The sequence below is a fragment of the Nocardia aurea genome (assembly GCF_003123685.1).
Classification (GTDB): Bacteria; Actinomycetota; Actinomycetes; order Mycobacteriales; family Mycobacteriaceae; genus Nocardia; species Nocardia aurea.
In genome coordinates this window covers 236,458-262,147 of the sequence record NZ_QCYJ01000127.1, presented here as the reverse complement: position 1 = coordinate 262,147, position 25,690 = coordinate 236,458, and the positions used below count along the sequence as shown (strand labels likewise).

Sequence of the window (25,690 nt, the reverse complement as noted above, 5' to 3'; positions counted from 1 at the left end):
TGCCGCGTCCCGGCGCGGACTGGCCCGGCGGCGGACCGATAGAGTTGCGACGGCGATATCCGGGGCGGCAGGAGGTCAGCGTATGAGCGGGCAGTCCCGGACCGCGGCCGTCGAGCCCGCGGTCCTGCTGGTGATCTCGCTCGGCGGCGGCCTCGGGGCGTTGCTGCGCTACGCCGTCGGGCGACACTGGCCGGTGCGGCCGGGACAGGTGCCGTGGTCGACCTTCGTCATCAATGTCACCGGATGTTTCGCGATGGGAATCCTGATGGTTCTGATCACCGAGGTATGGGTAGCCAACAAACTGCTACGTCCGTTCTTCGGCGTCGGTATCCTCGGTGGGTTCACCACATTTTCGACCTACTGCCTCGAGATTCGTAGACTGCTCGAATCGGGTGCGACGGCCGAGGCGCTCGGCTACCTCGGGGGAACGGTGGTAGCGGCGCTCGCCGCGGTGGCTCTCGGGATGGGCGCTACGCGGTTGGTGTTCGGGACGGCGCGGCGGGGACGGCGCGGTGAACAACGGTGAACGCCCACGGAAGGGGTCTGGCATGCGGGTCACGGGCACACACGGTGCACTCCGTCGGCGCTCTCGGGGGTGGAATCGATGACCGCGCTTCTGGTGGTGTTCGGCGGAATGCTCGGCGCCCCCGCCCGATACCTGATCGATCGCGCCGTCTCCGCGCGTTTGCGATCCCCGATGCCGTGGGGGACATTGACCGTTAACATTGTCGGTTCGGCGATGCTCGGCGCTCTCATCGGCGCAGGCGCGGCGGGTCTCGTACCCGCCTTCGCCGAAATCGGCTTCTGCGGTGCGCTGACGACGTTCAGCACATTCGGTTACGAGACGATCCGGTTGGTCACCGGCGGTGCCTACCACCTGGCGGTGGGCAACGTCGTGATCAGCGTGGCGGCCAGCCTGGCCGCGGTGTACGCCGCCGTGTCCGCGACCCAGTGGTTGTGGACATGATTCTGATGACGAGCCGGGCACAGCCGACACGGAAGGGAGACCCGAGCATGGCCCACGATCGAGCCGGGCGTCCCGCGCGGCCCACCGACCTGGAAGACATCGCGCATTTGGTGACGGCGTACTACTGCCGTCTCCCGGATCCCTCGGATCCCGCGCAACTGGTGTCCTTCGGGACGTCGGGGCATCGCGGATCGAGCCTGGACACCGCCTTCAACGAGTCCCACATACTCGCCATCACCCAGGCGATCGTCGAATACCGTGCCAGCCGCGACATCACCGGCCCGGTGTACCTGGCCCGCGACACCCACGCGCTGTCCGAACCGGCGTGGACGACCGCGCTGGAAGTACTCGCGGCCAACGAGATCACCGCCATCATCGACGCCAGGGGCCGCTACACCCCGACCCCGGCCCTGAGTCACGCTGTGCTGCGGCACAATCGCAACGGCACGAAACATCAGGCCGACGGCATCGTGGTCACCCCGTCGCACAATCCGCCGCGCGACGGCGGGTTCAAATACAACCCGCCCCACGGCGGCCCGGCCGACGCCAAGGCCACCGACGCGATCGCCGCGCGGGCCAACGAGCTGCTGCGCAACGGGTTGTCCGAGGTGAAGCGCACCACCGTGAGCAACGCCTTGCAGACCAGCGTCGAGCGCTACGACTATCTCGACCACTACATCGGCGATCTGCCCAATGTGCTGAACCTGGACGCGATCCGGGGGGCGGGCATCCGGCTGGGCGCCGACCCGATGGGCGGCGCCAGCGTCGACTACTGGGAGGAGATCGGCCAGCGCTACGACCTCGAACTCGAGGTGGTCAACCCGTTCGTCGATCCGACGTGGCGTTTCATGACGCTCGACAGCGACGGCAAGATCCGGATGGATCCGTCCTCGCGCTACGCGATGGCCGCGCTGGTCGCGATCAAGGACGACTACGACATCTCCACCGGTAACGACGCCGACGCCGACCGGCACGGCATCGTCACCCCCGACGGCGGATTGATGAATCCGAACCATTTCCTGGCGGTCGCGATCGAGTACCTGGTCGCGAACCGGATGGGTTGGGATGCGTTGACCAAGATCGGCAAGACGGTCGTCACCTCCTCGATGATCGACCGGGTGGTCAGCGTGCTCGGCCGTGACGTGCACGAGGTGCCGGTCGGCTTCAAGTACTTCGTGCCCGGCCTGTTCAGCGGCAGTCTCGCCTTCGGCGGCGAGGAGAGCGCGGGCGCCTCGTTCCTGCGGCACGACGGCACCGTGTGGACCACCGACAAGGACGGCATCCTGCTGGCCCTGCTGGCCGCCGAGGTCGCCGCCGTCACCGGGCAGAGTCCGTCGGCCCGCTACGTCGAACTGGAACGCCGCTACGGCGCGCCCGCCTACGCGCGCATCGACGCCACCGCGACCGTGGAACAGAAAGAGCTGCTCGCGAAGTTGACTCCTGACATGATCACGTCGAAGGAGATCGCGGGCGAGCCCATCACCGAGGTCCTCACCAGGGCCAGGGGGAACGGCGCGCCGCTCGGAGGTGTGAAGGTCACCACCGAGAACGCCTGGTTCGCGGCCCGTCCCTCCGGCACCGAGGACAAGTACAAGATCTACGCCGAATCGTTCCACGGTCCCGAACACCTGCTCCAGGTGCAGGCGGCCGCGGAGGAAGTGGTCGGGCGGGCGCTGGCGGGTGAGTAGACGCTCGGCCCCGGCGAGCGGCGCACGCGCGCTGCCCGCCGAGATCTGGGTGCTGGTCGGCGCCGCGTTCGTCATCGCGATCGGATTCGGTCTCGTCGCACCGGTGTTGCCGCAGTTCGCCAGGAGTTTCGGGGTCGGTGTCGCGGCGGCGTCGGGGATCGTCAGCGCGTTCGCGGCGATGCGGCTGCTGTTCGCCCCGGTGAGCGGCAGGCTGGTGCAGCGGCTGGGGGAGCGCCGGGTCTATATCGGCGGATTGCTCATCGTCGCCCTGTCCACCGGGGCCAGCGCCCTCGCCCAGAGCTATTGGCAACTGCTGGTGCTGCGTTCGATCGGCGGTATCGGCTCGACGATGTTCACCGTGTCCTCGCTGGCCCTGGTGATCCGTATCTCACCGCCGGAGGCGCGCGGACGGGTGTCGGGGCTGTGGTCGACGAGTTTCCTCGTCGGCTCGATCAGCGGGCCGCTGGTCGGCACCGCGATGGCCGGACTCGGCCTGCGCGCGCCCTTCGTGATCTACGCGGTCGCGCTGCTCATCGCGTGCGCTGTCGTCCACCTGAGTCTGCGGAATTCGAGTCTCGCGGTGCCGGAGGCGGCCGGTGAGATGAAGCTGATGAGTTTCCGCGCGGCCCTGGCGCTGCCGCAGTACCGCGCGGTGCTCTGGTCCAATTTCGCCAACGGCGCGGCCGTGTTCGGCGTCAGGATGGCGCTGGTGCCGCTGCTCGTGGTCGAGGTGCTCGATCAGTCGATCGGCATGGCGGGCATCGCGCTGACGGCGTTCGCGGCGGGCAATGTGGCGGTGCTGTTCTGGTCGGGCGGACTCTCGGATCGCTGGGGCCGCAAACCCTTCCTCGTCACCGGCGCGTTGATCTGCGCGGTCGGCACCGCCGGGCTCGGTTACTCGCCGAATCTCGCGTGGCTGCTCGGGACTTCCGTGGTGGCGGGGGTGGGATCGGGGATGCTGACCCCGACCCAGCAGGCCGCCCTCGCCGATATCATCGGTCCCAAGACCAGGGGCGGACCGGTCCTCGCGGCCTTCCAGATGTCGGCGGATCTGGGCACCGTCGTCGGTCCGGTCGCGATCGGCGCGCTCGCGCAGCAGACCTCCTACGGTCTCGCGCTCGTCGTCACCGGCGCGTTGTTGCTGGTCGCCGGAGTGTGGTGGCTGCTCGTGCCGGAGACGCTGCAACGGAACGCGACGGTATTCGAGGTCGTCCGCGAGCCGGAGGCGGACGCGAGCGCGGACGAGGTACCCGCGACGTATCGGTCGATCGCCGCCGAGTCCGACGCCGAGGTCCCGATGACCTACCGGGCCGCGGCGGTCGAATTCGGCGAGGACGACGTCCGGGATCACGACCCCCGGAAGGCGAACCACGGCAACGGGTCCGGCGACCCGTCGAGTGTCGACGCGGGTGGCGTCGTTCCGCGACGTTGCGGGTGAGCGTCTCGATCGTGTGCGTTTCGTTACCATCCGAGTAGCGGACCGTTCGGCATCTTCCTGTTTTCGTAGCGATCTCGCGGCAAACCGACCTAGGATTGGTGCCGTTCGGAATCTGCTGTCCCCTAGGTCAATTCGTTTTGTGTGATCAGCATCCCCCCGGTACTGCCCGTAACTCGCGCGGTACCGAGCAGTAGTCGTTCATCGAGATCCGCACCACCGCGTTCGCCCGTGCCGCGGTGTCAACCTCGAGGTGAGGACCACGCATGACCCCACGCATCACCACCGACCATCCGGTGCAGACGGAAACGGCTGCGCGGCAGTCGTTGTCGACCGTCGTCCGCGCAGCCGTCCGAAACCTCCGCGCGGCGCCCTGAGCGAGCGTTCCGATACCGCGTCATCCGGCAGCCGTTCCCCTCCGGTCCGATCATCGGCCCGGTGTGACGGACCCGGCTGCCCCGCAATCGAACTCCCCCGCCGACGGACCGGGGTTCGGCTGCGTCCCGACAGGAAGGTGTAGGCCGATGATCGAGACGACTCCGGCGCCCGGCCGCCGCGCCGACGAGATACTGACCGACGCGCGGAATCTCTGCGAACCCGTCCTACGGGAGGCGATCGCCTGGCTACCCGATCCGTTGCGGCTGATGGGCGGCTACCACTTCGGGTGGTCCGATGTGGACGGCTCGCCGCGGTCGGCCCGGTCGGGAAAGGCCCTGCGCCCGGCGTTGACCCTGGGGACCGCCGTGGCGTGCGGCGGCACGACCGCCGCGGCCGTGCACGCCGCGGCTGCCGTGGAACTCGTCCACAATTTCACGCTGCTGCACGACGACGTCATGGACGGCGATCAGAGTCGTCGCGGCAGGCCCGCGGTCTGGAAGGTCTGGGGCATCGCCGACGCGATCCTGCTCGGTGACGCCATGCACGCGCTCGCGGTGCGACTGCTGGTGGCGGCGCTACCGGCGGTGGCGGCTTCCGCGGCGGTCGCCGAACTGGAGATGACGGTGATCGAGATGTGCCGCGGCCAACACGAGGACTGCGGACTCGGCGCCGCCCGACTAGCCGACGTGGGCGAATACGCGCGGATGGCGATGGGGAAGACCGGTTCGCTGATGGGGTGCGCGTGTTCGCTCGGCGCGATCTGCGCGGGCGCCGACGCCGCGACGGTGTCGCGGATGAACACCTTCGGCCGCGAGCTCGGTATGGCCTTCCAGTTCGTCGACGATCTGATGGGGATCTGGGGCGATCCGGCCGTCACCGGCAAACCGGCCGACGACCTGGCCAGGCGCAGTATGTCGCTTCCGGTCGTCGCGGCACTGGGCTCGGGAACGATCGAGGCCTCCGAACTGGCTGCCATGTACTACGGTCCACCCCCGGACATCTCGATGGATATCGAACGCGCCGCCGCGCTGGTCGAGTCGGCGGGCGGTCGCCACCGGGCCCTGCGCGACGCTCAGCAGCGGGTCGACGCGGCCATCGCCGCCCTGATCGATCCGTCGACCGCCGAGGACCTGGTGGCGTTGGCCCACCTCGTCTCGCACCGGGACCGGTGAGCCGAATGCCGAGGACAGGAGATGTCGTGCAGCCCTTCGCCCTTCCCGAGTTCTACATGCCGTATCCGGCCCGCCTCAATCCGCACGTGGATCGGGCGCGCGCGCACACCGGGCAGTGGGCGACCGCGATGGGCTTGTTCGAAGACCAGGCCGGAACCCATATCTGGGATGAATCCGATCTGGAACGGCACGACTACGGATTGCTCTGCGCCTATACCCATCCCGACTGCGACGGCCGCGAACTCGAGCTGATCACCGACTGGTACGTCTGGGTCTTCTACTTCGACGACCATTTCCTCGAACTGTTCAAACGCAGCAGGGACGGCGCGGGCGCCAAGCGATACCTGGACCGGCTGCGCGATTTCATGCCGCTGTCCGGCGGTCCGATGCCCGAGCCGACCAATCCGGTGGAACGCGGCCTCGCCGATCTGTGGGCGCGCACCGTCCCGTCGATGTCGATGGATTGGCGCGCCAGATTCGCCGAGACCACCGCCGCGCTGCTGGAGGAATCGCGCTGGGAGCTGGCCAATATCGCCGAGGGCCGGATAGCCGACCCGATCGAGTACATCGAGATGCGCCGCAAGGTCGGCGGCGCGCCGTGGTCGGCCAACCTGGTGGAACACGCGGTGGCCGCCGAGGTGCCCGCCGAACTCGCGCGGACCCGGCCGCTGGAAGTGTTGCGCGACACCTTCTCCGACGCCGTCCACCTGCGTAACGACCTGTTCTCCTACGAGCGCGAGGTGCGCTCGGAAGGGGAGAACGCCAACGCGGTCCTCGTGGTCGAGCGCTTCTTCGGCTGCGACACCCAGCGCGCCGCCGATCTGGTCAACGACCTGCTGACCTCACGGCTGCAACAGTTCGAACACACCGCGCTCACCGAATTGCCGGCGTTGTTCGCGCAGCGCGCGGTCGGCCTGACCGACCAACTCGCCGTCCTCGCCTACGCGAAGGGTTTGCAGGACTGGCAATCCGGCGGCCACGAATGGCATCTGCGATCGAGCCGGTACATGAACGACGGTGCGGCGGCCGTCGATCCGACCGGGGTGCCCACCGGCTTCGGCCTCGCCGCGGCGCGGCTACCGGGAGCGAGCACCTCGCGCGCCGAGCGAGTACGCGCGCGCGGCCTGGTGCACGCCCGCGTCGAGCCGGTGGGTCCGACACCGATCCCGGAGATCTCCATGCCGTACCAGGTGCGGTTGAGCCCGCTGCTGGATTCGGCGAGGTCGACCCTGCTGGTATGGGGACGGCGGGTCGGCTTCCACGATCCGGTCCCCGAACTGGGCGGTGTGGCGCTGTGGACCCCGAACGATCTGCGCCAGTTCGATTTCGCGCTGTGCTCGGCGGGGATGGATCCCGACGCCACCACCGAGGAACTCGACATCTCGGCCGCCTGGCTGGCGTGGGGCACCTACCTGGACGACTACTACCCGCAGGTCTTCGGCAGGCGCAGGGATCCGGCAGGCGCGGCGGCACAGGCCGCGCGATTCCCGCGATTCATGCCGCTGGACGATTCGGCCTGCCCGCTGCCGGTCAACGCGATGGAACGCGGCCTCGCCGATCTCTGGCGGCGGACTACCAACGAACTCAACGCGACCCAGCGTCTCGAATTGCACACCTCGGTCATGAGTCTGGTGGAGGGCTGCGAATGGGAGGTCGCCAACGACGCGGCCGACCGCATCCCCGATCCGGTCGACTACATCGAGATGCGCCGGCGCACCTTCGGGTCGGATCTGACCAAGACGATGTCGCGGCTCTCGCACGGCGACCCGGTGCCGCCCGAGGTCTACCGCGTGCGGACACTGCGCGATCTGGAGAACACCGCCACCGATTACGCCGCGCTGCTCAACGATCTGTTCTCGTATCGGAAGGAGACCGAATACGAGGGCGATCTCCACAACGGCGTCCGGGTGCTGCGCAGCTTCTTCGAATGCGGCAGGGACGAGGCGCTCGGCATGGTCAACGATCTGATGACCGCGAGGATCAGGCTGTTCGATCGCATCGCCACCACCGAATTACCCCTGCTCTACGCGGAATCCGATCTCGACGCGGCCGCGCGCGCCCTGCTGGACCGGCGTGTCGTGGAACTCAAGGACTGGATGGCCGGGATCGCCTACTGGCACGAGAAGACCGGACGCTACGTGGACGCCGAACTCGACGCCCGCTACCGCCCGGCGATCGGTCCCGCCCAGGTCTCCGATTCCCTGCTGCTCGCCCTGCTGCGCCCGTCGGGACTCGGGACCAGCGCCGCCCGTATCGAGGGGATCCTCACCTCGTCCGAACGCAGCGAAAGTGTGGTGCCCCGATGACGGCTCCCGGCACGGCCTCGATTTCGGCGATCCCCGATCCGGTGGCGATCCGCGCGCGCGTCGACGAGGCACTCGCGGCGTTCGTCCGCGAGAAGGCGGGCGGCGGTGCGGCGCGGCGCCTTCCGACGGAGGTGGTCGACACCCTGGAGGGATTCCTCTTCGCGGGTGGAAAACGGATCAGGCCGGTGCTGTGCGTACTCGGCTGGCTCGCGGCGGGCGGCAGCCCCGAGGTTCCGCCGCCGGTGGTGCGCGCCGCTGCCTCGCTCGAACTCTTCCACGCCTCGGTGCTGATCCACGACGACATCATCGACGACAGCGATACCCGCCGTGACCACCCCACGGTGCACCGCAGCCTGGCCGATCGGCACCGCGACCGCCGCGATCCGGACCGTTTCGGCGTCAACGCCGCCATCGTGCTCGGCGATCTGACCATGGTCTGGGCCGCCGAACTGCTGCACACCGCACAGCTGAGCGCCTCCCGGCTCGGTGGCGCGCTCGCGGTCCTGGATTCGATGCGCGCCGACGTGATGTACGGCCAGTACCTGGACCTGCTCGCCACCGCGTGTCCGACCGAGGACCTGGAGCGGGCCATGGAGATCGTGCGCTACAAGACCGTGTCCTATACCTGCGAACGTCCGCTGCACCTGGGGGCCGTGCTGGCCGACGCCGATCCGCGTGTCCTCGCCGCACTGACCGCGTACGCGCGCCCGCTCGGCGAGGCGTTCCAGCTCCGCGACGACCAGATCGGCGTCTACGGCGATCCCGCGAGCAGCGGAAAATCCAATCTGGAGGATCTGCGCGAGGGTAAACACACCGCCCTGGTGGCGCTGGCGCTCGAGAACGCCCGACCCGCCGACGCCTCCCGGTTGCGTGTTCTCCTTGGTGATCCCGAACTGGACGAAGACCAGGCCGAGATCTGTCGCGATATCCTCACCGCCACGGCATTGCCGCAGGTGGAGGACATGATCACCGTGCGCTGGGAACAGGCGAAACGCGCACTGCTCGACGCGCCGTTCCCGCCCGAGGTCTGCGCGGCCCTGCGCAGGATCGCGGACGCGGTGGTTCTACGCGCCGTCTGACGCGGGTCGCCGTCGTATCCGTTGACACACCGCCGGGACCTCCCGGCGATGTGTCGCGCACAGGTTTCGGGCAGAGTGGTCGGCGTGAGTGAGCCATCCCCGAAGTACACGCCGCGGCCGATGTCGAACACCACCACCTACGCCCTGGGTGGTGTCGCGGTCGTCGTCATCGCACTGGTCGTCCTGCTGGTGATGCGCTGGAGCAACGACGAGGCGGATGTCCGCAACGACGGATACGGCACGGTCCGCAACCCCGCCGTCGTCTCGGTGCTGTCGCCGGACGGTTCGGTGCAGCTCGGCCGGGTCGACGCGGCGAACACCGTCGACATCTACGAGGACCCGCTGTGCCCGGCCTGCGGCGTGCTGGAGAGCGTCTACGGCCAGGAGATCGCCCAGAAAATCGACGAGGGCGCACTCGCTGTCCGCTACCGCTTCGTGAACTTCCTCGATTCGCGCTCCAAGAGCAAGAACTATTCGACCCGCGCCGTGGCCGCGACCGAATGCGTGGCCGACTCGGGTTCCGGCCCCGTCTACGCGAAATTCCACGAGATGCTGTTCGTCACCGATCAGCCCGAGGAGAACAAGTCCGACCTGACCAACCAGCAGTTGGCCGACCTCGCCCGCGAGGCGGGTGCGGGCGAGGACGTCGTGCAGTGCGTCGCCTCCGGCGCGAAGGTCGACGCCGCGACCGCCAATGCCAAAGCCGCCCTCGACCAGCTCAACGGGCTGCTCGACGGGAAGGCCGCGACCCCGTCGGTGTACGACGGCGCTACCAGGATCGATGTGAACAACGAGAACTGGGTCGTCGACGTGACCCGTTGAGCCGGGTCGTCCGAGTTCCCTCCGGGTACGCCGCGCACGTTCGTTCTCACTCGGCAGGTCCGGTAGTCGCCGGTGCGGGATCACGGGCCTTGTGCCCTTCCGGAAACGTCGAGGCCCGTGAGTCCCTAGGCCCGATCAGTACGCGTCGGCGGATCGCTCGGTGACGGGTATCTCGTCCTCGGGCGCTATCCGGGTCAGTTGGAGATGGACCGGCAGATGACCCGCGACCGGAAACACCAGATCCACGGCGGTCGGACGGTCCGAGGGGAGCGGCCGTGAGTCCGGTTCGGATTGCTCCGCACCGGTTCGAACGCCGACCGGACGGTCGATATCGGTATGCGGGAACAGGTACCTCGCGCCCTCGCGCACGGTGATGTGCACGCCGCCGGTCGGTGCGGTCCACCGCAGACGATCGTGATCGGCCGGCGCGACGCACCACCTCGTTTTTCCCTTGTCCGCCAACACTTTCAGACGATGGTGCCTGGCACACAGGACGTAGGAGCCTGCCCCGGCCGCTCGGCCCGCTTCCTCGGCGGGGCCGTCGACCGGTTCGGATTCGGCGGCGGGCACGACACAGCCGGGAAACCGGCATATTCCGTCGACGGCCCGAACCCACCGCGCCGACGTCTCCCGCCCGCCCCCGTCCTCGGATTCCTCCCGCTCCGAAATCACTTCGAACCGCGCGTGTTCGGCGACCGTTCGCGCCAGCGCCGCGTCGATCGGCCCGTACCCCGCGAGGAACGCCGGAGCCTCACTCGTTCCCAGTAGTGATTCGGCCGGAATACCGATCTGGACGAGCGGCCGTCGCGGAGTCTGCTGCGGCACAACCGAATTCGCACAACGCCGCCCCCGCCCGCACGTGCACCGCAGCCGCCCCGACCCGTCCGCCAATGCCACCAGCGCGTCGGCGCGTCGCTGCGGCATGGTCCGCGGATCCTGCCCGCACACCTGCAAACTCATCTCCCGCAGCCGCATGGCCACTGTCTGCGCTCCCGGCGCGGGCAGCAGTCCGTCGAATACCGCCATGCTGTCCTGCACCGCCCGAATCCGCACATCACGCTGATCCTGCCGACGTTCCCGGCGACGTTGCGCCCCAAGGGGATCCAACCGCGCCGCCCACCGCCGCGCCGCCTGCCGCAGCCGCGCGGGCTCGGTCCGCTCGGCGACCTCGATCAACCGCGTCTCCACCACCCCCGCGACCTCCCGCGACAGCCCACGCGTGCTGTCCACGATCACCCGCACCTTCGCCAGATCGATCCGCCCCGCCTCGAAGGCCAGCCGCGTGCGCGGCAACGACTCCTCGAGTGCCAGCCCGATATCGATCAGCGCCCCCGCCGTCGCCTCGTCGGCGTGCACCGCCACGGCCACCTCACTCGCCGCGAACTCCCCGGCCCGCACCCCACCCGGCCCCGGCTCCACGCTCTCGGCCCGATGCCGCCGATACAACTCACGCACGGCGAAGACCTCCGCCGCCTGCGCCCGTGCCGCCGCCCCGTGCGCGGCCCGAAGGGCATCGATCAACCCTTCATCGCTCATGGCCCCGAAGTCCATGGAAAAGCTCCGATTAGACTCGAACATGCGTTCGATCGTAACGCCTGTGCCCCACTCCCACCACCGCTATGCCCAGGCGATTTGGAAGCCGACACGGCAGTGGTGTAACTTTCTTCAAGCGCGAGGGAAACCGAGCGCGATAACCAGGGGCTATGGCGCAGCTGGTAGCGCACCACACTGGCAGTGTGGGGGTCAGGGGTTCGAGTCCCCTTAGCTCCACCCAACAAAAAGCCAGGTCTAAGCATTGTGGACCTGGCTTTCTCTGTCTCGATCAGAGCCACTGACGACACCGTTGACGACAATTCACATCGCGGAATCGTCGGAATCGAACAGCGGATCCAACGCGCCACGCTGCACCGACTCGATCACCTCCATGTAGATGCCCGTCCTGACGCCGATCGCACTGTGACGAAGGATGCGCTGCACCGTCGCCGCCTCGCAGGTGAACCTCAACCGTTTCGACCGATGACCCGTTCAGAGCCTCCCCTGATCGCGCCAACAGAGAGAGCCGAGCGAACCGGGCATTGGTTGCTAACCTCTGCCTCCTCATGGCCCGATTGTCCGACCTCTCTCAGCTCTCGCTTACGGCCAGATCAAGTTTCCCGCCCATCAGGAATCGAGAAAGTCGATGAGCAGCGGTGCCAGCGTCGCCGGACGGTCGAGGGGGATGATGTGACCACAGTCCTCGATCACGTGCCCGGTCAGGGTGTCGGCGATCGGACGGAGTTGGTTTTCGAGTGTGGTTCCGACGGGGTGGGATCCGATGGCCATCGTCGGCACGGTGAGCCGGGCGGTGTCGACAGCCCGTCGGATCTGCTCGGCGCTGGTGGGCATCGCCCGATAGTAGGAGAAGGCACACCGTAGCGAATCGGTGCCGGTGTAGGCGGCGACGAAGGCATCGCGGGTTTGTGCGGGGATGCCGCGGCCTTGGGTTCCGCTCGTCAGAAACCAGTCGAGGTAATCGGATTCGTTTCCGGCAAGGACTTTTTCGGCAAGACCGGGCACCGCGTGAAAACCGAACCACCAGGGCGGCCCCGGAAAGGTTTCGGTACCGGGCAGCGTGCCCAGCAGCGATTCCATGAGCACCAGCCGGTCGACTCGTTCGGGCCGCCGCATCGCCAGTAGGAACGCCGGGGGAGCGCCGGCATCGATCGCGACGACGGAGGAGCTGGTTTCACCCAGGGCGTCGAGCAGTCCCTCGGCGTCGGTGGCGAGCGTGCCGGCGTCGTAGCCGTCCTGCGCTCGCGTGCTGGCGCCGAGGCCGCGCAGGTCCGGCACGATCACCCGGTGTCGTCGGGCGAGTGGGCCCATCACCTCGCGCCACAGCTGCCAGGTGTGCGGAAAGCCGTGCAGCAGCAGAACTGCCGGTCCGGTGCCGGCGATTGCCACGTTCGCTTCGATCCCGTTGGTTGCCACCATCCGCACTGTGAGATCTGGCAGTTCGTGAGACATTCGATCCTCCGCAGTCCGGTTACTAATGGTTACTAGGTAACCGTAGGTAACCCGGGGTAACCTGCCAAGACGGCACTTTCGATACAGGTGGTGAGCTCCAGGTGACTACCCGAACCAGCACAGGCAAGCGCGGGGATCTGTTCGCTCCGGACTGCCCTACCCGTAGGCTTCTGGATCGACTAGGCACCAAATGGGTGTCCATGGTGGTGAAACTGCTGGCCGAGGCCGCGCCCGGCGAGGTGCGCTTCGCCGAACTACGGCGTCGGATGCCCGGCGTATCGCAGAAGATGCTGTCGGTGACTCTGCGAAGCCTGTCCCGCGACGGGTTGGTCGCCCGCCGCGTCGAACCCACCGTTCCCCCGCGCGTCCACTATCGCCTTACCGATCTCGGGCTCTCCCTGGAAAATCCGCTGGCCGCGCTACGAGAGTGGGCGGAGGAGCACATGGCCGAGATCGACGCCGCCCCGCAACCTGAGGACCACGCATGACCCTCGAGGTCGATCCCGGCGACAGCCACGAAGATTCCCACGCCTGTGTAGCGGGGTTATGTGGCCGCCAGCGGGTCGAAGACGGGACCTGCCCCGTCCGCTCGGGCCACCTGGCTGATTCCCTCTGCTCGGTCAGCGGCATGCGCGAACATGCAGTTCAGCGACGCCCTGAGTGAACTTTGCGTCGCAACCGGCGAAGCGTTCGAACAGGTTCCTCGTCCTCGAACGGCCGATCTATCGAAACGTGATCCGCTGGCTCACGGAGCGACCAGCCTCAGCAGTGGGGCGAGATCCGGTGGGGTCGGCATCGGATCGAGGAGGCCGACGCGGGCGCGTCCGGTATTGCCCTCGGGGTAGCGGCCCGATACCGATCCCGGTGCGGCGACGATGATCCGCACGATCTGGCCCAGGGCTTCACGGCAGTCGCGTCGGCGCACGGCGAGGGCGAACATGGCGATGTGGTTGCGGGTGTGCAGCCACGGGTCGGGCTGAGACAGGATGTGCGCGCGTTCGAGAGGGGGCCACCGCTCGGCGTCGACGGCCGCCGACTTCGCGGCGGTCATCTCCAGGTGGTAGTGGGCGCGGGCTGGGTCGGGCAGGCGAGGCATCAATGCGCCGTTCCGGCGGGGTGATCGCAGCAGTCGCAGTTCTCGCGTCGGCCGGCGCCGAGTAGTGCCGAGGGTGTGGGGCAGCAGGTGTCGCCCCGCCAGGCATCGACACCTTCTCGGACCGCGATCGCGGCGATGACCAGGGCGGCGATCGGGTCGGCCCACGACCAGCCGAACAGGCTGTTGAGCAGCAACCCGACGAGCAGTACCGCCGACAGGTAGGTGCACAGCAGGGTTTGCTTGGAATCGGCGACCGCCGACGCCGATCCGAGTTCACGCCCGGCACGACGCTGCGCGGCCGACAGCATCGGCATCACGACCAGACTCACCGCGGCGAGAATGATCCCGATCGGAGAGTGCCCGGCCTCGCCGACGCCGAGCAGACCGCGAATCGAGTCGACCGTGACGTAGAGGGCCAGCGCGAAGAACGAGTACGCGATGATCCGCAGTGCGACTTTCTCCCGTGCCTCCGGATCGCGCCCCGCGAACTGCCACGCCACCGCCGCTGCCGAGGACACCTCGATCACCGAGTCCAACCCGAACCCGACCAGTGCCGTCGACGACACCCGAGCGCCCTCGCCCAGGGCAATGGCCGCCTCGATGACGTTGTAGGTGATGGTCGCGGCTACGAACCAACGAATTCGACGCGCCAGCAATGCTTTCCGTACCGGACTCGACTCGATCGGTACCGCTGGGGGCGTCCAAGGCATTCCGAGCGACGCCATCAGCAGCAGCCCTCGGAATCGGCGGACGGACAGCACGCCGGATCCACCGCCAGCACCAGCCCGAGCAGATCCCCGAGGGCGGCGCCGATACGGGCATCCGCGAGCTCGTAGCGACTGCGTCGCCCCTGCGGCACCGCGACCACGAGACCGCAACCGCGCAGGCACGTCAGATGGTTGGACAGGATCTGGCGAGACACCCCGATCTGATCGGCCAGATCCGAGGGATACCCCGGCGCCTGGCGCAGGCTCAGCAAGATCCGCGTGCGGGTCGGGTCCGACAGCGCGTGCCCGAACCGGGCGAGAGCATCGGTGTGCAGGGCGGTCTCCATAACGTGACGATACATCAGAATCTGTATTCAGAAAAAGATGAACCCTCACCTGGAGTGAATCAGGTATCCGGTCGGTCGCTTGCCGTGCTGGTTCGGTACCCGCCATTGCCTGCGAGCCCGCGGCGGCGGCAGATCCACCCGCGGAGACAGATCAGCGCGCATATCGCTCGCCACGCGGCGGGGCAGCCGCGGCGGAGACCTTCTACAGCCTCGTCGGCTCGCCGAACACCGCGCCGCTGTCGTCGACTTCGGGCGTTCTGGCTTCCAGGTAGGTGTACTGGCGGATGGTGACCGGGCCCGCGCAGTTGTCGACTTTGATGTGGAAGTCGCGGGTGATGATCTGCACGGTTCTGCCGGGGATGAGCGCCTTGCCGGTGCCGATATCGACGTTGGTGATGTCACCGGGTTGGAGTTCCAATTCCAGGAACAGGCCCGGGTCGACCGCGATGGAGGGGATGACGCCGTTGTATTCCTGTATCTGTCCGGATTCGAACTCCTGCGATCGCACGGTCCCCTCCGTCTGTGACTGTGCCGACTCGCCGGTGCTCGATTGCTCGACCGTGCTCGACTGCGCCTGCTCGGTCGCACTCCGCTGGACCTGTTCGGTCGCGTAGTTCTGCTGCGGTCCCTCCAGCCCGAATTCCGTGGTGGGGTCGACGCCGGGGATCACGGCGTCGACCCTGGCCGCGCAGCCGACGGAGTATCCGGTTCTGAGCACGCCCTCGGCCTGCCCGTCGAGCCGACCGTAGGCGACGGTGGAGACCAGGGCTTCGTGGCTGGTGGGGACGCCGTTCAATGGTGGGATGCGGTTGATGGCTTCGTCGTGGGTGCCGACCGTGAAACTGCCCATCGCCGACTCGAAGGTCTTCTCGTGTGGTGGCAGGTTGACGATATCGGCATGCGCGGTCGGCAGAAGCAGTACGACCAGCGCTGAGGCGGTGAAACTCGCTGTCGAGATGATCCGCAACATGATCTCGCAGGGTAGTTGATATATCGCTGATTTCCCCGCGTCGTGCGGGCGTGTGATGCGACCGATGCGGCTTGTTGTTCGCTCGTTCATCCGGCGCGGACCGGTTCGATGATCCGGTGCGAGGGTGTCCGCCGCGACCGGGGTGTGCCCGGTGGCATATGCGTCCACCGAGGTCTCCAGATGGGAACCGACCGAAAGATTGCCGAAATATTCTGTGATGCAGCACTTCTCGACGGCACACCACACACCTGGGTGAATGCGTGCCACCACGGGAAACGCGGAAGGTAGCTGTCGCGGGCGCGGTCCGTTCATCCGCCGAGCGGGGCGATCGGCGGGATAGCATGGCTGCATGACGTCCTTGCGGTCGGTCCGGGTAATCGTTGCGATCGTGGCGGTACTCGCCGGGGTGTCGGCGTGTGGCGACGGCTCGGGTGGGCTGCCCGACCCGGAGTTCCTGTTGCGCGGCGCGACCGCGGCGGCGGGCAGCGTCAGCAGCGCGCACGTGGAGATGACCACTTCGGACGCGATACCCGGGCTCGCGGCGCGCGCGTTGAGCGCGGATGTGCGGGCACGGAAGGGATCGGAACCGGGCGCCTCGGTCGGCACGGTGGACGTCGGCGGGATGCGATTCGATTTCGCCGAGCAGGACGAGCGGCTGTTCTCCAAATCTTCCGACGGCAAATACGTTCCCGCGCAGCAACTCTCGGGAGGCGGGGCGCTGCCGAAGCCGTCGACGCTGCTCGATCCGGACCGTGGTCTGGCCGCGATGCTGGCGAATCTGAGCAATGTGCGGACCGAGGCCAGGGAGGAGTTCGACGGAGTGCAGGCGTTCCGCGTCACCGGTGACGTGCCGCGCGCCGACGCCGCGGTCTGGCTGCCGAGTATTCAGGGCGACGCGCGATTGGCCATCTGGTTCGCCACCGCCGGTCGGCATCTGCCCGTCGGCACCAGGTTGACGGTGGCGGGTTCCTCGGGGGAGCCGGCGTCCATCGATTTCGCCCTGTCGAATCTCAACAAGAAGGTGCGGGTGCCCTCGGTCGCCTGACCCGCGAGGTGGATCAGGCCACGGTGAGCGACGCGATGCTCGCGGCGGGTTCACCGGCCACCAGCGCCTCGAACCGCCATCGATTCAGGGCCGCGTGACCGTCCTCGTCCGCCAGGGCGGTGACCGTCAGCTCTACTTGGTCGCCGGGAACGACGAAGCGCCGGAAGCGAAGTCGGGTCGCGTGCCGTAATCGCAGTCCTGGTTCGCCCGCGGCCAGCCGGGCCAGCGCGAGAGCGCTCTCGATCAGCAGAACCCCCGGCAGAACCGGGTAGCGGGGGAAGTGGGTGGCGAACAGTGGCAGCGTGCCGGTGACGTTGAGATGGGCGACGGCGCGGACTCCCGGCTCGACGACGACGACGCGATCGAAGGCGGGCGCACCCATCGTGGCCGCCGTCGGCGGGGCGGTGTGGAACGTGGTCATGGCGTGTCCTTCGGGAGAAAGTGTCGTCAATCGAGCGGTCCGCGGCCGAGCAGAACCCCGGCCATGCGCGCCGTATCGGCCGGATCGTCGAGCCGGTCGGCGTCGATCAATCCGCACATGATGCCGTTCGCCGTCAGGATCGGCACTCCGTCGACATCCACTCGCCCGTCGACGACGGCTGTCCTGGTGCCGATCGATCTCACCTGCGCCGACATGCGCAGGACATCGCCGGGCACGGCGTCTCGCAGCACCGTCACCTCGCCGATATTGAGCAGCGCGGCGCGCTTGCGGTGCTCGGTGCTGAGCAGGACCAGCCACGCTCCCGCCTGGCACAGGGCTTCGAGTACCAGGCCGAACGGTGCGACGGGACCCCCGGGAGAATCCTGCCAGTAGTCCTCGTAGACCGAGGTCGCCTTCCTGGCGGCGATGTGGCGCATCGGCTCCCACGCCTCGATCCGGTCGATGAGATGGAAACGCATCGCGTCAACTCTCGACGGTGGGAGGGGGTGTGTCCACGACATCGCGCAGCTGGCTCGCCAGTGGCTCCGACACCAGCGCGATCACCCGAGCGGACGCGTCCGATCCGGCGATCAGACTCGCCGCGGCGACGATCTCGCCCGCGTCGAGGGCATCGAGGCAGCGTGCCAGGTGGGCGTCGGTGGCGATCTCGATCATCGCGCTCAAGGTGATCCAGTCCTGCCGATCGGCGAGTGACCTGGCCACGGTGACGACCAGATCGTCCGGCAACCCGCCGATCAACGCCGACGAGCGGGACAGATCCAGGTGGGTGGCGACCTCGGCCAGGTAGTCGGGGGGAAGTCGCTTCGCGGTGGCGATCGCGCGCGGGGTGTCCATCACCGCGGCCATGTGCGCGGTCATCAACGCGCTCTTGTTACGGGTGATGACCTTGGCGGCGATGGCGGGCGGGATGACCCGGGTCGCCGCGGCGATCTTGCCGAGACCCGGTGCGGTGGAATCGAAGAGCAGATCGCCGATCTGCCGCCGCAAGCCCGCGATATCGTCGGCGGGAACTTCGGCCAGATAGGCGATCCGATCGACCGGCACATCGAGCACGCGTGCGAGTCCGGCCAGGGTCGAGCTGCGCGCGGCGGGTGAATCCTTCACAGTCCGACTGCCTTTCGCACCGCGCCGCGAAGGAACACCGGCACATTGTCCAGTGCGCCCAGGGCGGCGACGGTGAGTTCCTCGATCCGTTTGCGGGTCACTTCCTCGACCAGTGCGGCGAGGTCGTCGCGCGATTCGGAGGGCAGCGCGGCGATGCCGGGCGGAGGTGGCGCCCGCAGGATCGTGGTGAGTGCGTCGTGTTCGTCGGCCGGCAGCTGCGCGCCGGTATCCGATGGGTTCATATGACCCTCCGTATGGCGAAAATGACTGTCCACGTGCAGTTCTCGACTCGAGCGTGGAGCGATCGTCTATCGGGGAGTGGGCTGGATCCGATCGGGGCGGACGGCCGGAGTGGCTGCCGCATCGGAGCCTAACACGGCGCGGCGCCGCCCGCCGGGGACGTTGACCGGGTTCGGAGCCGAACCTATTCTGTGCCCACCGCGACGTCGTCTCTTCCGCGGTTCCCGCACCTCCCATGTCCAGGCCGGAGTGTCCACCATGTCCAAGAACATCCGAATTCCTTCGGGCGTAACAACTTCCAGATCATCGGAGTTCAACGAGATCGTCAGGAGTATCGATGACGAGACGCTGGCGAGCGCGATGGCGGACCCGATGAGTCGCAGCGTCGTCCTGCACGCGGTCTTCGACGAGATGCCGCGACGGCTGATCGGCGACCGTGTCGAGGGTGTGGACTCGGTGGTGTGCTGGCGTATCGGTGAACCGGCCGATATGTGGACGGTCGTCGTCGCGAACTCCAGGTGCACTGTGCACCAGGGGAATCCGGGGCTCGATCCCGCGGTGACGCTGGAGCTCGGGATGGTCCCGTTTCTGCGGATGATCGCAGGTCAGATGGGCGGAATGGCACTCTTGGTGACCGGAAATCTGCGTATTAAAGGCAATATGATGACCGCTCGAAATATGGAGAAGTGGTTTGTCCGCGACTGATCGGCAAATAAACCGTCCATCCAGTCTGCTCCGTCCAGCCGCTGGTCAGAAGATTTGTGGCGTCGAACAATTGACGACCGAGTTGATCGCGATCTAGTCTCGGTGCAGGAGGCCACGGGGCGCAGTAGCCCAAGGAACCTGGGTATCGCACAGGTGTAGTGCAGTCGAATCGGCAGTGTCGTCGATACAGAGAATCCAACAGACTCGTCTGGGCGGGACGAGCATTGTGTTCACAAATGGTTGGTCGCGTGCCCCGAGCGTCATGCGCCATTTCGAAGAGGATCCGCTATGTCAGTTGATGTGTCTATTCGCGATGATATCGCCGACTTCCTGCTGAATCACTACAACGTCGATCTGAATTCGGTTCCCGCCGATGCGACGTTGGAAGATCTCGGTCTGGATTCCCTCGGTGTTCTTTCCGTCGCCGACCTCATCGAGACGAAATACGATATCTCGCTCGACGACGAACGTATCGCTTCGGTGAAGACATTTTCGGATCTCATGGACCTGATTCGCGTGAAAATAGCCGAATCCGCTGGGTGACCCGGAACGGTCCATCGAACAGTTCTTCCGACGAAAGTGTGGAGTCCATGGACGCATACATCACAGCGACCGGACGTTTTCTACCCGGTGAGCCGGTGCCGAACGACGAGATCGAGGAGTACATCGGCAAGGCGGGCCGGGCCTCGTCCGATCTGAAGGATCAGATTCTCCAGAACAGTGGGATCAAGACCCGGTACTACGCCATCGACAAGAAGCAGCAGACGGTGTACTCGAACGCGGCGATGGCCGCGTCCGCGGTGCGCAACGCGGTCGAACGTGCTGGTCTCGAGCCCGCCGACGTGGAACTGCTCGCCGCGGCGACCACCCTGCCCGATCTGATGGGCCCCGGTCACGCCAGCATGGTGCACGGCGAACTCGGCTATCCGCCGTTGGAGATCGTCACCGCGCACGGCATCTGTAGTTCGGGGATGATGGCCCTGAAGAACGCCTACCTACAGGTGAAGGTGGGGGAGAAGAAGACCGCGGTCTCGGTGGCGAGCGAACTCGCCTCTCGCGGGTTCAAACACACCCGCTACGAGGAAATGAAAGCGATCACCGAAGACGGGTCGCTGCCGATGGAGACCGCCTTTTTGCGATATATGCTCTCCGACGGCGCGGGCGCGGCGATCGTCTCCGATTCGCCGGCTCCCGATCGAGTGAGTCTTCGAATCGACTGGATTTCGCTGACGTCGTACGCGAATACCGAGAAGGCCTGTATGTACTTCGGCAGCAACAAGAACGGTTGCGAGAAGACATGGGCCGATTATCCGAACGCTTCGGCGGCCGCGATGGACGGTGCGCTCGTGGCGCGCCAGAAACTGTCTCTGCTGCCCCATCTCGTGCGGGTCGGCATCGATGAATACGAACGGCTCGCCGACGCCGGTAAATTCGATCCGGATGCCGTGACGTGGTTTCCGGCGCATTACTCCAGTGAGCGTATGAAAACCATGCTCACGGGTGAAATCAAACGTCGTGGCGTTTCCGCGGGCCGACCGGAGGCATGGTTCAGTAATCTCACCCGGGTCGGAAACATCGGCAGCGCGAGTATCTATGTGATTCTCGATGAAATGCTTCAGGAAAAATTGGTGCAGCCGGGCGACACCCTGTTGTGCATGGTGCCGGAATCCGGCCGATTCGCTATTTCCTTCATGCATTTGACGGCCGTCGCGGGCACCGCGCAGCAGGCGAAGGTCGAGTCGTGACGGGGGCCTCGGAGACCGAGGCGAGCCGACGATCCGACCGCCGCAACGACGCTGAATCCACCCGTGCAGCAGTGGTTTTCGAGTACAGCCAGACCGGGCAGCTGATCGAATCGGTGGACGCGCTCGTCGCTCCGCTCGTCGCCGCCAACTGGCAGGTGCGCCGGGTTCGTGTCGAACCCGCCTCGCCCTTTCCCTTTCCCTGGCCGGTGACCCGGTTCTTCGGCGCGTTCCCGGCCTGTGTCGACGAGGAATGCACGGTGGCGCTGTCCACTCCGGCCGAGCAATTGCGTTCGGAACCGGGGGAATTGGTTCTCTTCGCATACCAGGTCTGGTATCTGGCTCCCTCGTTGCCCGCGCGGACATTGCTGACGCGGCATCGCGAGATCTTCGCCGAACGCGATGTCGTGACCGTGGTCGCGTGCCGCAATATGTGGTACTCGGCGGCGGGAGAAGTCCACCGCCGCCTCACCGCGGTCGGCGCCCGCACGGTGGGCGCGGTCGCGGCCATCGATACTCGGCCACAGGCGATCACACTGGTGACCACGTTGCGCTGGTTGTTGCTGGGTAGGCGCGAGGGTGCGTTGTTCGGTCGTGCGGGCGTCGGAACCGACGAGTTGAGCCGTCTCGCCGCGCTGGGCGCGGAGATCTCCGCGACGAAATCCTCCGACGATCTCGCGACGGTCCTGCGCGACGCGGACGCCGCACCGGTGGTGCCCCTGCTCGCGGCGGCGGATCTGTTGGCGGGCAGCGTATTCCGTCGTTGGGGCGCGGGTATCAGGCGAGCGTCGGAGTACGGTGTCGCCGCCCGTGTCGCGGCACTCACGGCATTCGTCGGTTCCCTCGGTGTCGCCATCGCGGTAGGGTTTCCGGCCCTGGCCCTCGCCCGGTTGCTGGGCCGCGAGCGTTTCGACCGCGTCGTGGGAACTCGGCTCGACCGGGTGCTCGGACGGTCGGCGATGTCGGTCGGAGCGTCGTCGTGACCGCCCGCAGGGCGCAGGTCGCCATCGTCGGCGGCGGTCCGGCGGGACTCGCCGCCGCGTACTGCCTGGGGCGTCGGGGCGTGGATGTGGTGTTGTTCGAACGGCATACCGAGCCGCCGCGGCACCCGCAGGCGACATTGGTGAACACCAGGACCACCGAGATACTGCGCGAACTCGGCGTCCTCGACGACGTGCTCGCGGTGAGCACCACGTTGGAGAAGGCGCCCCGGGTGCGCTTTCTGCGTTCGGTCGCCGAACCGGAATTCGGTCGGCTCGAACTGGTCGAATCCACCGACAAACTCATGCGGCTGGCCGAGCAGAGTCCGACGCTGCCTGTGCTCTGCCCGCAGAATCGCCTACAGGCCGTGTTGACCGAGGGACTCGCCGCCCTTCCGAATGTCGAACTGGTGCGGGGTGCGCAGGTGACCGACGCGACACCGGGTCCGCGCGGGGTCGAGGTGACCTACATCGGATCCGATGGCGGCGAAGACCGGCGCGAGGCCGAGTATCTGGTGCTGGCCGAGGGTATGCACGGAGCGCTGCGGAAGGCGGTCGGTATCGGCAAGGTCGAGGACTCGCCGTTGGGTGTTCTGCTCGACATCTATTTCGAGGCCGATCTGCGGCCACAGTTCCACAATATGGGCAGCGTGTTGTCCTGGATCATGAACCAGCGGGTCCGGGGTGTGCTGATCACCATCGATCCCGCGGGTGACGAGTGGATGCTCGAGGTGCCACTCGACGGCGCGGTGGAAATCTCGGAGGACAGCGCGCCCTCGCTGCTGCGCGCGGCCCTCGGCGCCGATATCGACGCCAGGATCATCTCCTCGCGCACCTGGACCATGCGTTCGACCGGGGTGGACCGCTGGCGGGACGCGAGCGGTCGGGTCTTCGTGATCGGCGACGCCGCACACACCTTCCCGCCCACCGGTGGGTTCGGCATGAACACCGGCATCCAGGACGCGCACAATCTGGCCTGGAAGTTGGCCGCCGCGCTGGAGGGCTGGGCCGCACCGGATCTGTTGGACAGCTACGAGGTCGAACGCAGGCCGGTGGCGCGGTTCAACGGCGAGCAGAGCGAGCACAACGCGCTGGCGATGTTCGAATTCGCGGAAGCCTTCGCCGACGTGCTCACCGCGGCGGACCCCGCGGACGCCCCCGGTTTCGACAGGGCGCTCGCGGCCGGAATCGAAGAGCAACGACCACAATTCGACTTCTACGGCCAATCACTCGGTTTCCGCTACGGCGTGACCGAACCGGTCGAAAGTGTCGTCGATTACCACCCGCTGGCCGAACCGGGTTGTCGGGCACCGCATTTCTGGCTCCGTGAGGCGGACGGCACGCCGATATCGACACTGGATCTGCCCGGTCACGGTTTCGCGCTTGTCACCGGTCCCGTCGCGGCCGAGAAATGGGCCGACGCGGTCGGCTACGTCCACTTGATGAACACCGTGCCGGTGGCGGCGGTGGCCGTGCACCCCGTCACCCCGGACACCACCACCGGTTCCGGGACGCGGACGCTCGTCGACAGGTCCGGCCGGATGTCGGAGACCTACGGGCTCACCGACCGCGCGGCGGTTCTGATCAGGCCGGACGGACATATCGCCGCGGTACTGGCGGGCGCCGATCCGTACAACGAGCTCATCACGGCCGTGATCGACAGTACGACAGCAGGTTCGAGGGATTCGGAGATGTCGGTATGAGAACCGAAGCACTGACCGAGGCGATCACGATCGCGGCCGAAACCGGAAAGGCGAGCAGGGATCAGATCGAGGACCTGCTCTCGGGCGAGCGGGCGCGCGTGCGTTCGGTCGTCGAAGTACTGCCCGAATCCGATCTCGTGTGGGCGCTGGGCACCGATGTCGGAGAGCAGGCGTTGCTCAACGCGTTCGAGCTGATGCCGAGTTACTACGTGCCCGGCAGTTTCGAACGCGATGTGACCGTGCGATACCGGGTGACCAGGGTGCCCGGCGAACCCGTGGTGCAGGACGTGGTCTTCGGGCCGGAGTCCTGCCGGATCGAATCGGCCGAGCAGACCGAACCGCCGGACCTGAGCGTCTTCCTCGACGGCGTCGGTTTCGTTCGAATCGCGACCGGGCTCGCCAAGGGGATGGAATTGTTGATGCGCGGCGAACTGAAGGTCCAGGGGGACGTGCAGGTGGCGATGAAGATGGAGACCTTCTTCGGTCTGGCCGAACCGGAGTCGAAGTCATGAGCGGCGACGAGCGCCGCCGCGTCGCGATCACCGGCATCGGTCTGGTGACGCCACTGGGCATCGGCACCGACATCTATTGGAAGCAAGTGATTTCCGGGGTCAGCGGGGCCAGGACGATCACTTCCTTCGACGCGTCGTTCAACCGGGTCAGGATCGGCGCCGAGGTCCCGGATTTCGATCCGGGTCAGTGGCTCGAGTACAAGGACGTCCGCCGTTACGACCGGGTCGGCCACCTCGCGGTGGCGGCCTCGGATCTGGCGTTGGCCGACCAGGGACTCGACGGTGTCGACCGTGACGAAGTGGCGACCATCGTCGGATGCGGGCTCGGCGGTGTCGACACCGCGAGAACGGGGATCGAGGACCGGCTCGCCGGCAGAAATGTCTCGCCGCTGTTCATTCCGATGGCGATGGCGAATTTCGCGGCGTCCGCGGTGGCGTTCCGGCACAAGTTCGGCGGGCCCAGTTACGCGCCGCTGAGCGCGTGCGCGTCCTCGGCCGACGCGATCGGCCAAGGCTATCGGATGGTGCGCGACGGGTATGCCTCGGCGTGCATGGTCGGCGGCGCCGAGGCGGCGTTGAATCCGGTCGTGCTCGCCGGGTTCACCAGTATGCGTGCGCTGTCCAAGCGCAACGACGATCCGCAGGGCGCGGCGAGACCGTTCTCCAAGGACCGCGACGGTTTCGTGCTCGGTGAGGGCGCGGGGATGCTGCTGCTGGAGCCACTGGAATCAGCGCGTGCCCGCGGGGCGCACGTGTACGCCGAGATCTGCGGTTACGGCCAGGTCGTCGACACCCATCATGTGACGGCGCCGCGCGAGGACGGCGCGTGCGCGGCCAAGGCGATGAACAAGGCGATGCGCGAGGCCGGGATCGACCCGACCGAGGTCGACTACATCAACGCGCACGGCACCGGCACGATGCTGTCGGATCCCGCCGAGACCAGGGCGGTGCACCTCGCGTTCGGGGCGCACGCGCCGAACGTGCCGATCAGTTCCACCAAATCGATGACCGGGCACATGCTCGGTGCCACCGGTGTGGTGGAGGCGGCCACCTGCGCGTTGGCCATCGATCGGGGCCAGATCCCGCCGACCATCAACTATTCTGAGGCGGATCCTGCCTGCGATCTCGACTACGTACCCAATGTCGCGCGCACCGGGCGCGTGGATGTCGCACTGTCGAATTCCATTGCCTTCGGTGGTCACAACGTCACGCTTGCCTTCCGGCGGGCAGCTAGAGACGAGGATTGA

The 25,690-nt window shown here is 67.1% G+C and carries 28 protein-coding genes and 1 tRNA gene; 18 read left to right on the top strand and 11 right to left on the bottom strand.

Going from position 1 to position 25,690, the window contains the following annotated elements:
* Nucleotides 1-82 precede the first annotated feature (82 nt).
* The 8 genes from crcB (at nucleotide 83) to DAT37_RS30055 (ending at nucleotide 9,847) form a co-directional block, all read left to right on the top strand.
* Nucleotides 83-526: a fluoride efflux transporter CrcB gene (gene crcB, locus DAT37_RS30090; RefSeq protein ID WP_109528247.1), complete on the top strand. Its 444-nt coding sequence runs from the start codon at nucleotides 83-85 to the stop codon at nucleotides 524-526.
* Between the two features lie 78 nt (nucleotides 527-604).
* Nucleotides 605-967, top strand: coding sequence for a fluoride efflux transporter FluC (locus tag DAT37_RS30085; RefSeq protein WP_109528572.1), 363 nt, complete (start codon nucleotides 605-607; stop codon nucleotides 965-967).
* A 47-nt stretch (nucleotides 968-1,014) separates the two neighbouring features.
* Nucleotides 1,015-2,655, top strand: a complete 1,641-nt coding sequence (pgm, locus tag DAT37_RS30080; protein ID WP_109528246.1) for a phosphoglucomutase (alpha-D-glucose-1,6-bisphosphate-dependent) — start codon at nucleotides 1,015-1,017, stop codon at nucleotides 2,653-2,655.
* Nucleotides 2,648-4,093, top strand: coding sequence for an MFS transporter (locus DAT37_RS30075; protein ID WP_109528245.1), 1,446 nt, complete (start codon nucleotides 2,648-2,650; stop codon nucleotides 4,091-4,093). The genes pgm and DAT37_RS30075 overlap by 8 nt, the downstream gene beginning before the upstream one ends.
* 521 nt (nucleotides 4,094-4,614) lie before the next feature.
* On the top strand, nucleotides 4,615-5,640 hold the full coding sequence (locus DAT37_RS30070) for a polyprenyl synthetase family protein (RefSeq protein WP_109528244.1): 1,026 nt from the start codon (nucleotides 4,615-4,617) through the stop codon (nucleotides 5,638-5,640).
* A 5-nt stretch (nucleotides 5,641-5,645) separates the two neighbouring features.
* Nucleotides 5,646-7,946: a terpene synthase family protein gene (locus tag DAT37_RS30065; protein WP_109528243.1), complete on the top strand. Its 2,301-nt coding sequence runs from the start codon at nucleotides 5,646-5,648 to the stop codon at nucleotides 7,944-7,946.
* A complete protein-coding gene (locus DAT37_RS30060) occupies nucleotides 7,943-9,025 on the top strand; it encodes a polyprenyl synthetase family protein (RefSeq protein ID WP_109528242.1) in 1,083 nt (360 codons plus the stop codon). Before DAT37_RS30065 ends, DAT37_RS30060 begins: the two co-directional genes overlap by 4 nt.
* Nucleotides 9,026-9,145: 120 nt before the next feature.
* A complete protein-coding gene (locus DAT37_RS30055; RefSeq protein WP_109528241.1) occupies nucleotides 9,146-9,847 on the top strand; it encodes a DsbA family protein in 702 nt (233 codons plus the stop codon).
* Between the two features lie 135 nt (nucleotides 9,848-9,982).
* Here the strand turns inward: DAT37_RS30055 and DAT37_RS30050 are convergent, their stop codons facing one another.
* Entirely contained in the window at nucleotides 9,983-11,383 is a 1,401-nt protein-coding gene (locus DAT37_RS30050; protein WP_157978780.1) for a DUF222 domain-containing protein, read from the bottom strand.
* 161 nt (nucleotides 11,384-11,544) lie between these two features.
* On the opposite strand from DAT37_RS30050, the gene DAT37_RS30045 reads away from it, so the two are divergent.
* Nucleotides 11,545-11,617, top strand: a tRNA-Ala gene (locus DAT37_RS30045).
* An 84-nt stretch (nucleotides 11,618-11,701) separates the two neighbouring features.
* Here the strand turns inward: DAT37_RS30045 and DAT37_RS46145 are convergent.
* Entirely contained in the window at nucleotides 11,702-11,824 is a 123-nt protein-coding gene (locus DAT37_RS46145; protein WP_269814815.1) for a hypothetical protein, read from the bottom strand.
* Between the two features lie 183 nt (nucleotides 11,825-12,007).
* Nucleotides 12,008-12,817 carry an alpha/beta fold hydrolase gene (locus tag DAT37_RS30040; protein WP_232840123.1) on the bottom strand — a complete coding sequence of 270 codons (810 nt, stop codon included), beginning with the start codon at nucleotides 12,815-12,817 and terminating at the stop codon, nucleotides 12,008-12,010.
* A 134-nt stretch (nucleotides 12,818-12,951) separates the two neighbouring features.
* Between DAT37_RS30040 and DAT37_RS30035 the strand changes: the two genes are divergently transcribed.
* Entirely contained in the window at nucleotides 12,952-13,338 is a 387-nt protein-coding gene (locus tag DAT37_RS30035) for a winged helix-turn-helix transcriptional regulator (protein ID WP_109528238.1), read from the top strand.
* Nucleotides 13,339-13,595: 257 nt separating this feature from the next.
* Here the strand turns inward: DAT37_RS30035 and DAT37_RS30030 are convergent, their stop codons facing one another.
* The 4 genes from DAT37_RS30030 to DAT37_RS30015 all read right to left on the bottom strand — a co-directional run bounded on the left by DAT37_RS30030 (nucleotide 13,596) and on the right by DAT37_RS30015 (nucleotide 15,970).
* Nucleotides 13,596-13,946: a DUF3703 domain-containing protein gene (locus DAT37_RS30030; RefSeq protein ID WP_109528237.1), complete on the bottom strand. Its 351-nt coding sequence runs from the start codon at nucleotides 13,944-13,946 to the stop codon at nucleotides 13,596-13,598.
* Nucleotides 13,946-14,656, bottom strand: coding sequence for a cation transporter (locus DAT37_RS30025; RefSeq protein ID WP_232840079.1), 711 nt, complete (start codon nucleotides 14,654-14,656; stop codon nucleotides 13,946-13,948). Before DAT37_RS30025 ends, DAT37_RS30030 begins: the two co-directional genes overlap by 1 nt.
* Before the next feature lie 14 nt (nucleotides 14,657-14,670).
* The gene (locus DAT37_RS30020; protein WP_109528235.1) at nucleotides 14,671-15,000 is read right to left on the bottom strand and encodes an ArsR/SmtB family transcription factor; all 330 of its coding nucleotides are present in this window, start codon (nucleotides 14,998-15,000) and stop codon (nucleotides 14,671-14,673) included.
* A gap of 202 nt (nucleotides 15,001-15,202) precedes the next feature.
* Nucleotides 15,203-15,970 carry an MspA family porin gene (locus DAT37_RS30015; RefSeq protein WP_109528571.1) on the bottom strand — a complete coding sequence of 256 codons (768 nt, stop codon included), beginning with the start codon at nucleotides 15,968-15,970 and terminating at the stop codon, nucleotides 15,203-15,205.
* Between the two features lie 349 nt (nucleotides 15,971-16,319).
* On the opposite strand from DAT37_RS30015, the gene DAT37_RS30010 reads away from it, so the two are divergent.
* A complete protein-coding gene (locus DAT37_RS30010) occupies nucleotides 16,320-17,015 on the top strand; it encodes an LppX_LprAFG lipoprotein (protein WP_109528234.1) in 696 nt (231 codons plus the stop codon).
* A 13-nt stretch (nucleotides 17,016-17,028) separates the two neighbouring features.
* Here DAT37_RS30010 and DAT37_RS30005 read toward each other — a convergent pair whose 3' ends face one another.
* The 4 genes from DAT37_RS30005 to DAT37_RS29990 are packed head-to-tail and all read right to left on the bottom strand — an operon-like array spanning nucleotide 17,029 to nucleotide 18,803.
* Nucleotides 17,029-17,436, bottom strand: a complete 408-nt coding sequence (locus tag DAT37_RS30005; protein WP_198654500.1) for a 3-hydroxyacyl-ACP dehydratase FabZ family protein — start codon at nucleotides 17,434-17,436, stop codon at nucleotides 17,029-17,031.
* 26 nt (nucleotides 17,437-17,462) lie between these two features.
* The gene (locus DAT37_RS30000) at nucleotides 17,463-17,915 is read right to left on the bottom strand and encodes a hotdog family protein (protein ID WP_109528233.1); all 453 of its coding nucleotides are present in this window, start codon (nucleotides 17,913-17,915) and stop codon (nucleotides 17,463-17,465) included.
* Between the two features lie 4 nt (nucleotides 17,916-17,919).
* Entirely contained in the window at nucleotides 17,920-18,561 is a 642-nt protein-coding gene (locus DAT37_RS29995) for a hypothetical protein (RefSeq protein WP_109528232.1), read from the bottom strand.
* The gene (locus DAT37_RS29990; protein WP_109528231.1) at nucleotides 18,558-18,803 is read right to left on the bottom strand and encodes a hypothetical protein; all 246 of its coding nucleotides are present in this window, start codon (nucleotides 18,801-18,803) and stop codon (nucleotides 18,558-18,560) included. The genes DAT37_RS29995 and DAT37_RS29990 overlap by 4 nt, the downstream gene beginning before the upstream one ends.
* Nucleotides 18,804-19,059: 256 nt before the next feature.
* On the opposite strand from DAT37_RS29990, the gene DAT37_RS29985 reads away from it, so the two are divergent.
* From DAT37_RS29985 to fabF, 7 genes are all read left to right on the top strand, one after another.
* A complete protein-coding gene (locus DAT37_RS29985; RefSeq protein WP_109528230.1) occupies nucleotides 19,060-19,506 on the top strand; it encodes an SCP2 sterol-binding domain-containing protein in 447 nt (148 codons plus the stop codon).
* 288 nt (nucleotides 19,507-19,794) lie between these two features.
* Nucleotides 19,795-20,049: an acyl carrier protein gene (locus DAT37_RS29980; RefSeq protein ID WP_109528229.1), complete on the top strand. Its 255-nt coding sequence runs from the start codon at nucleotides 19,795-19,797 to the stop codon at nucleotides 20,047-20,049.
* 47 nt (nucleotides 20,050-20,096) lie between these two features.
* A complete protein-coding gene (locus DAT37_RS29975; protein ID WP_109528228.1) occupies nucleotides 20,097-21,251 on the top strand; it encodes a StlD/DarB family beta-ketosynthase in 1,155 nt (384 codons plus the stop codon).
* Complete coding sequence (locus tag DAT37_RS44395) at nucleotides 21,248-22,231, top strand: hypothetical protein (RefSeq protein WP_157978778.1); 984 nt, start codon at nucleotides 21,248-21,250, stop codon at nucleotides 22,229-22,231. Before DAT37_RS29975 ends, DAT37_RS44395 begins: the two co-directional genes overlap by 4 nt.
* Nucleotides 22,228-23,931, top strand: a complete 1,704-nt coding sequence (locus DAT37_RS29970; RefSeq protein ID WP_157978777.1) for an FAD-dependent oxidoreductase — start codon at nucleotides 22,228-22,230, stop codon at nucleotides 23,929-23,931. Before DAT37_RS44395 ends, DAT37_RS29970 begins: the two co-directional genes overlap by 4 nt.
* A complete protein-coding gene (locus tag DAT37_RS44390) occupies nucleotides 23,928-24,443 on the top strand; it encodes an SCP2 sterol-binding domain-containing protein (RefSeq protein ID WP_157978776.1) in 516 nt (171 codons plus the stop codon). Before DAT37_RS29970 ends, DAT37_RS44390 begins: the two co-directional genes overlap by 4 nt.
* Complete coding sequence (gene fabF, locus DAT37_RS29960) at nucleotides 24,440-25,690, top strand: beta-ketoacyl-ACP synthase II (protein ID WP_109528225.1); 1,251 nt, start codon at nucleotides 24,440-24,442, stop codon at nucleotides 25,688-25,690. The genes DAT37_RS44390 and fabF overlap by 4 nt, the downstream gene beginning before the upstream one ends.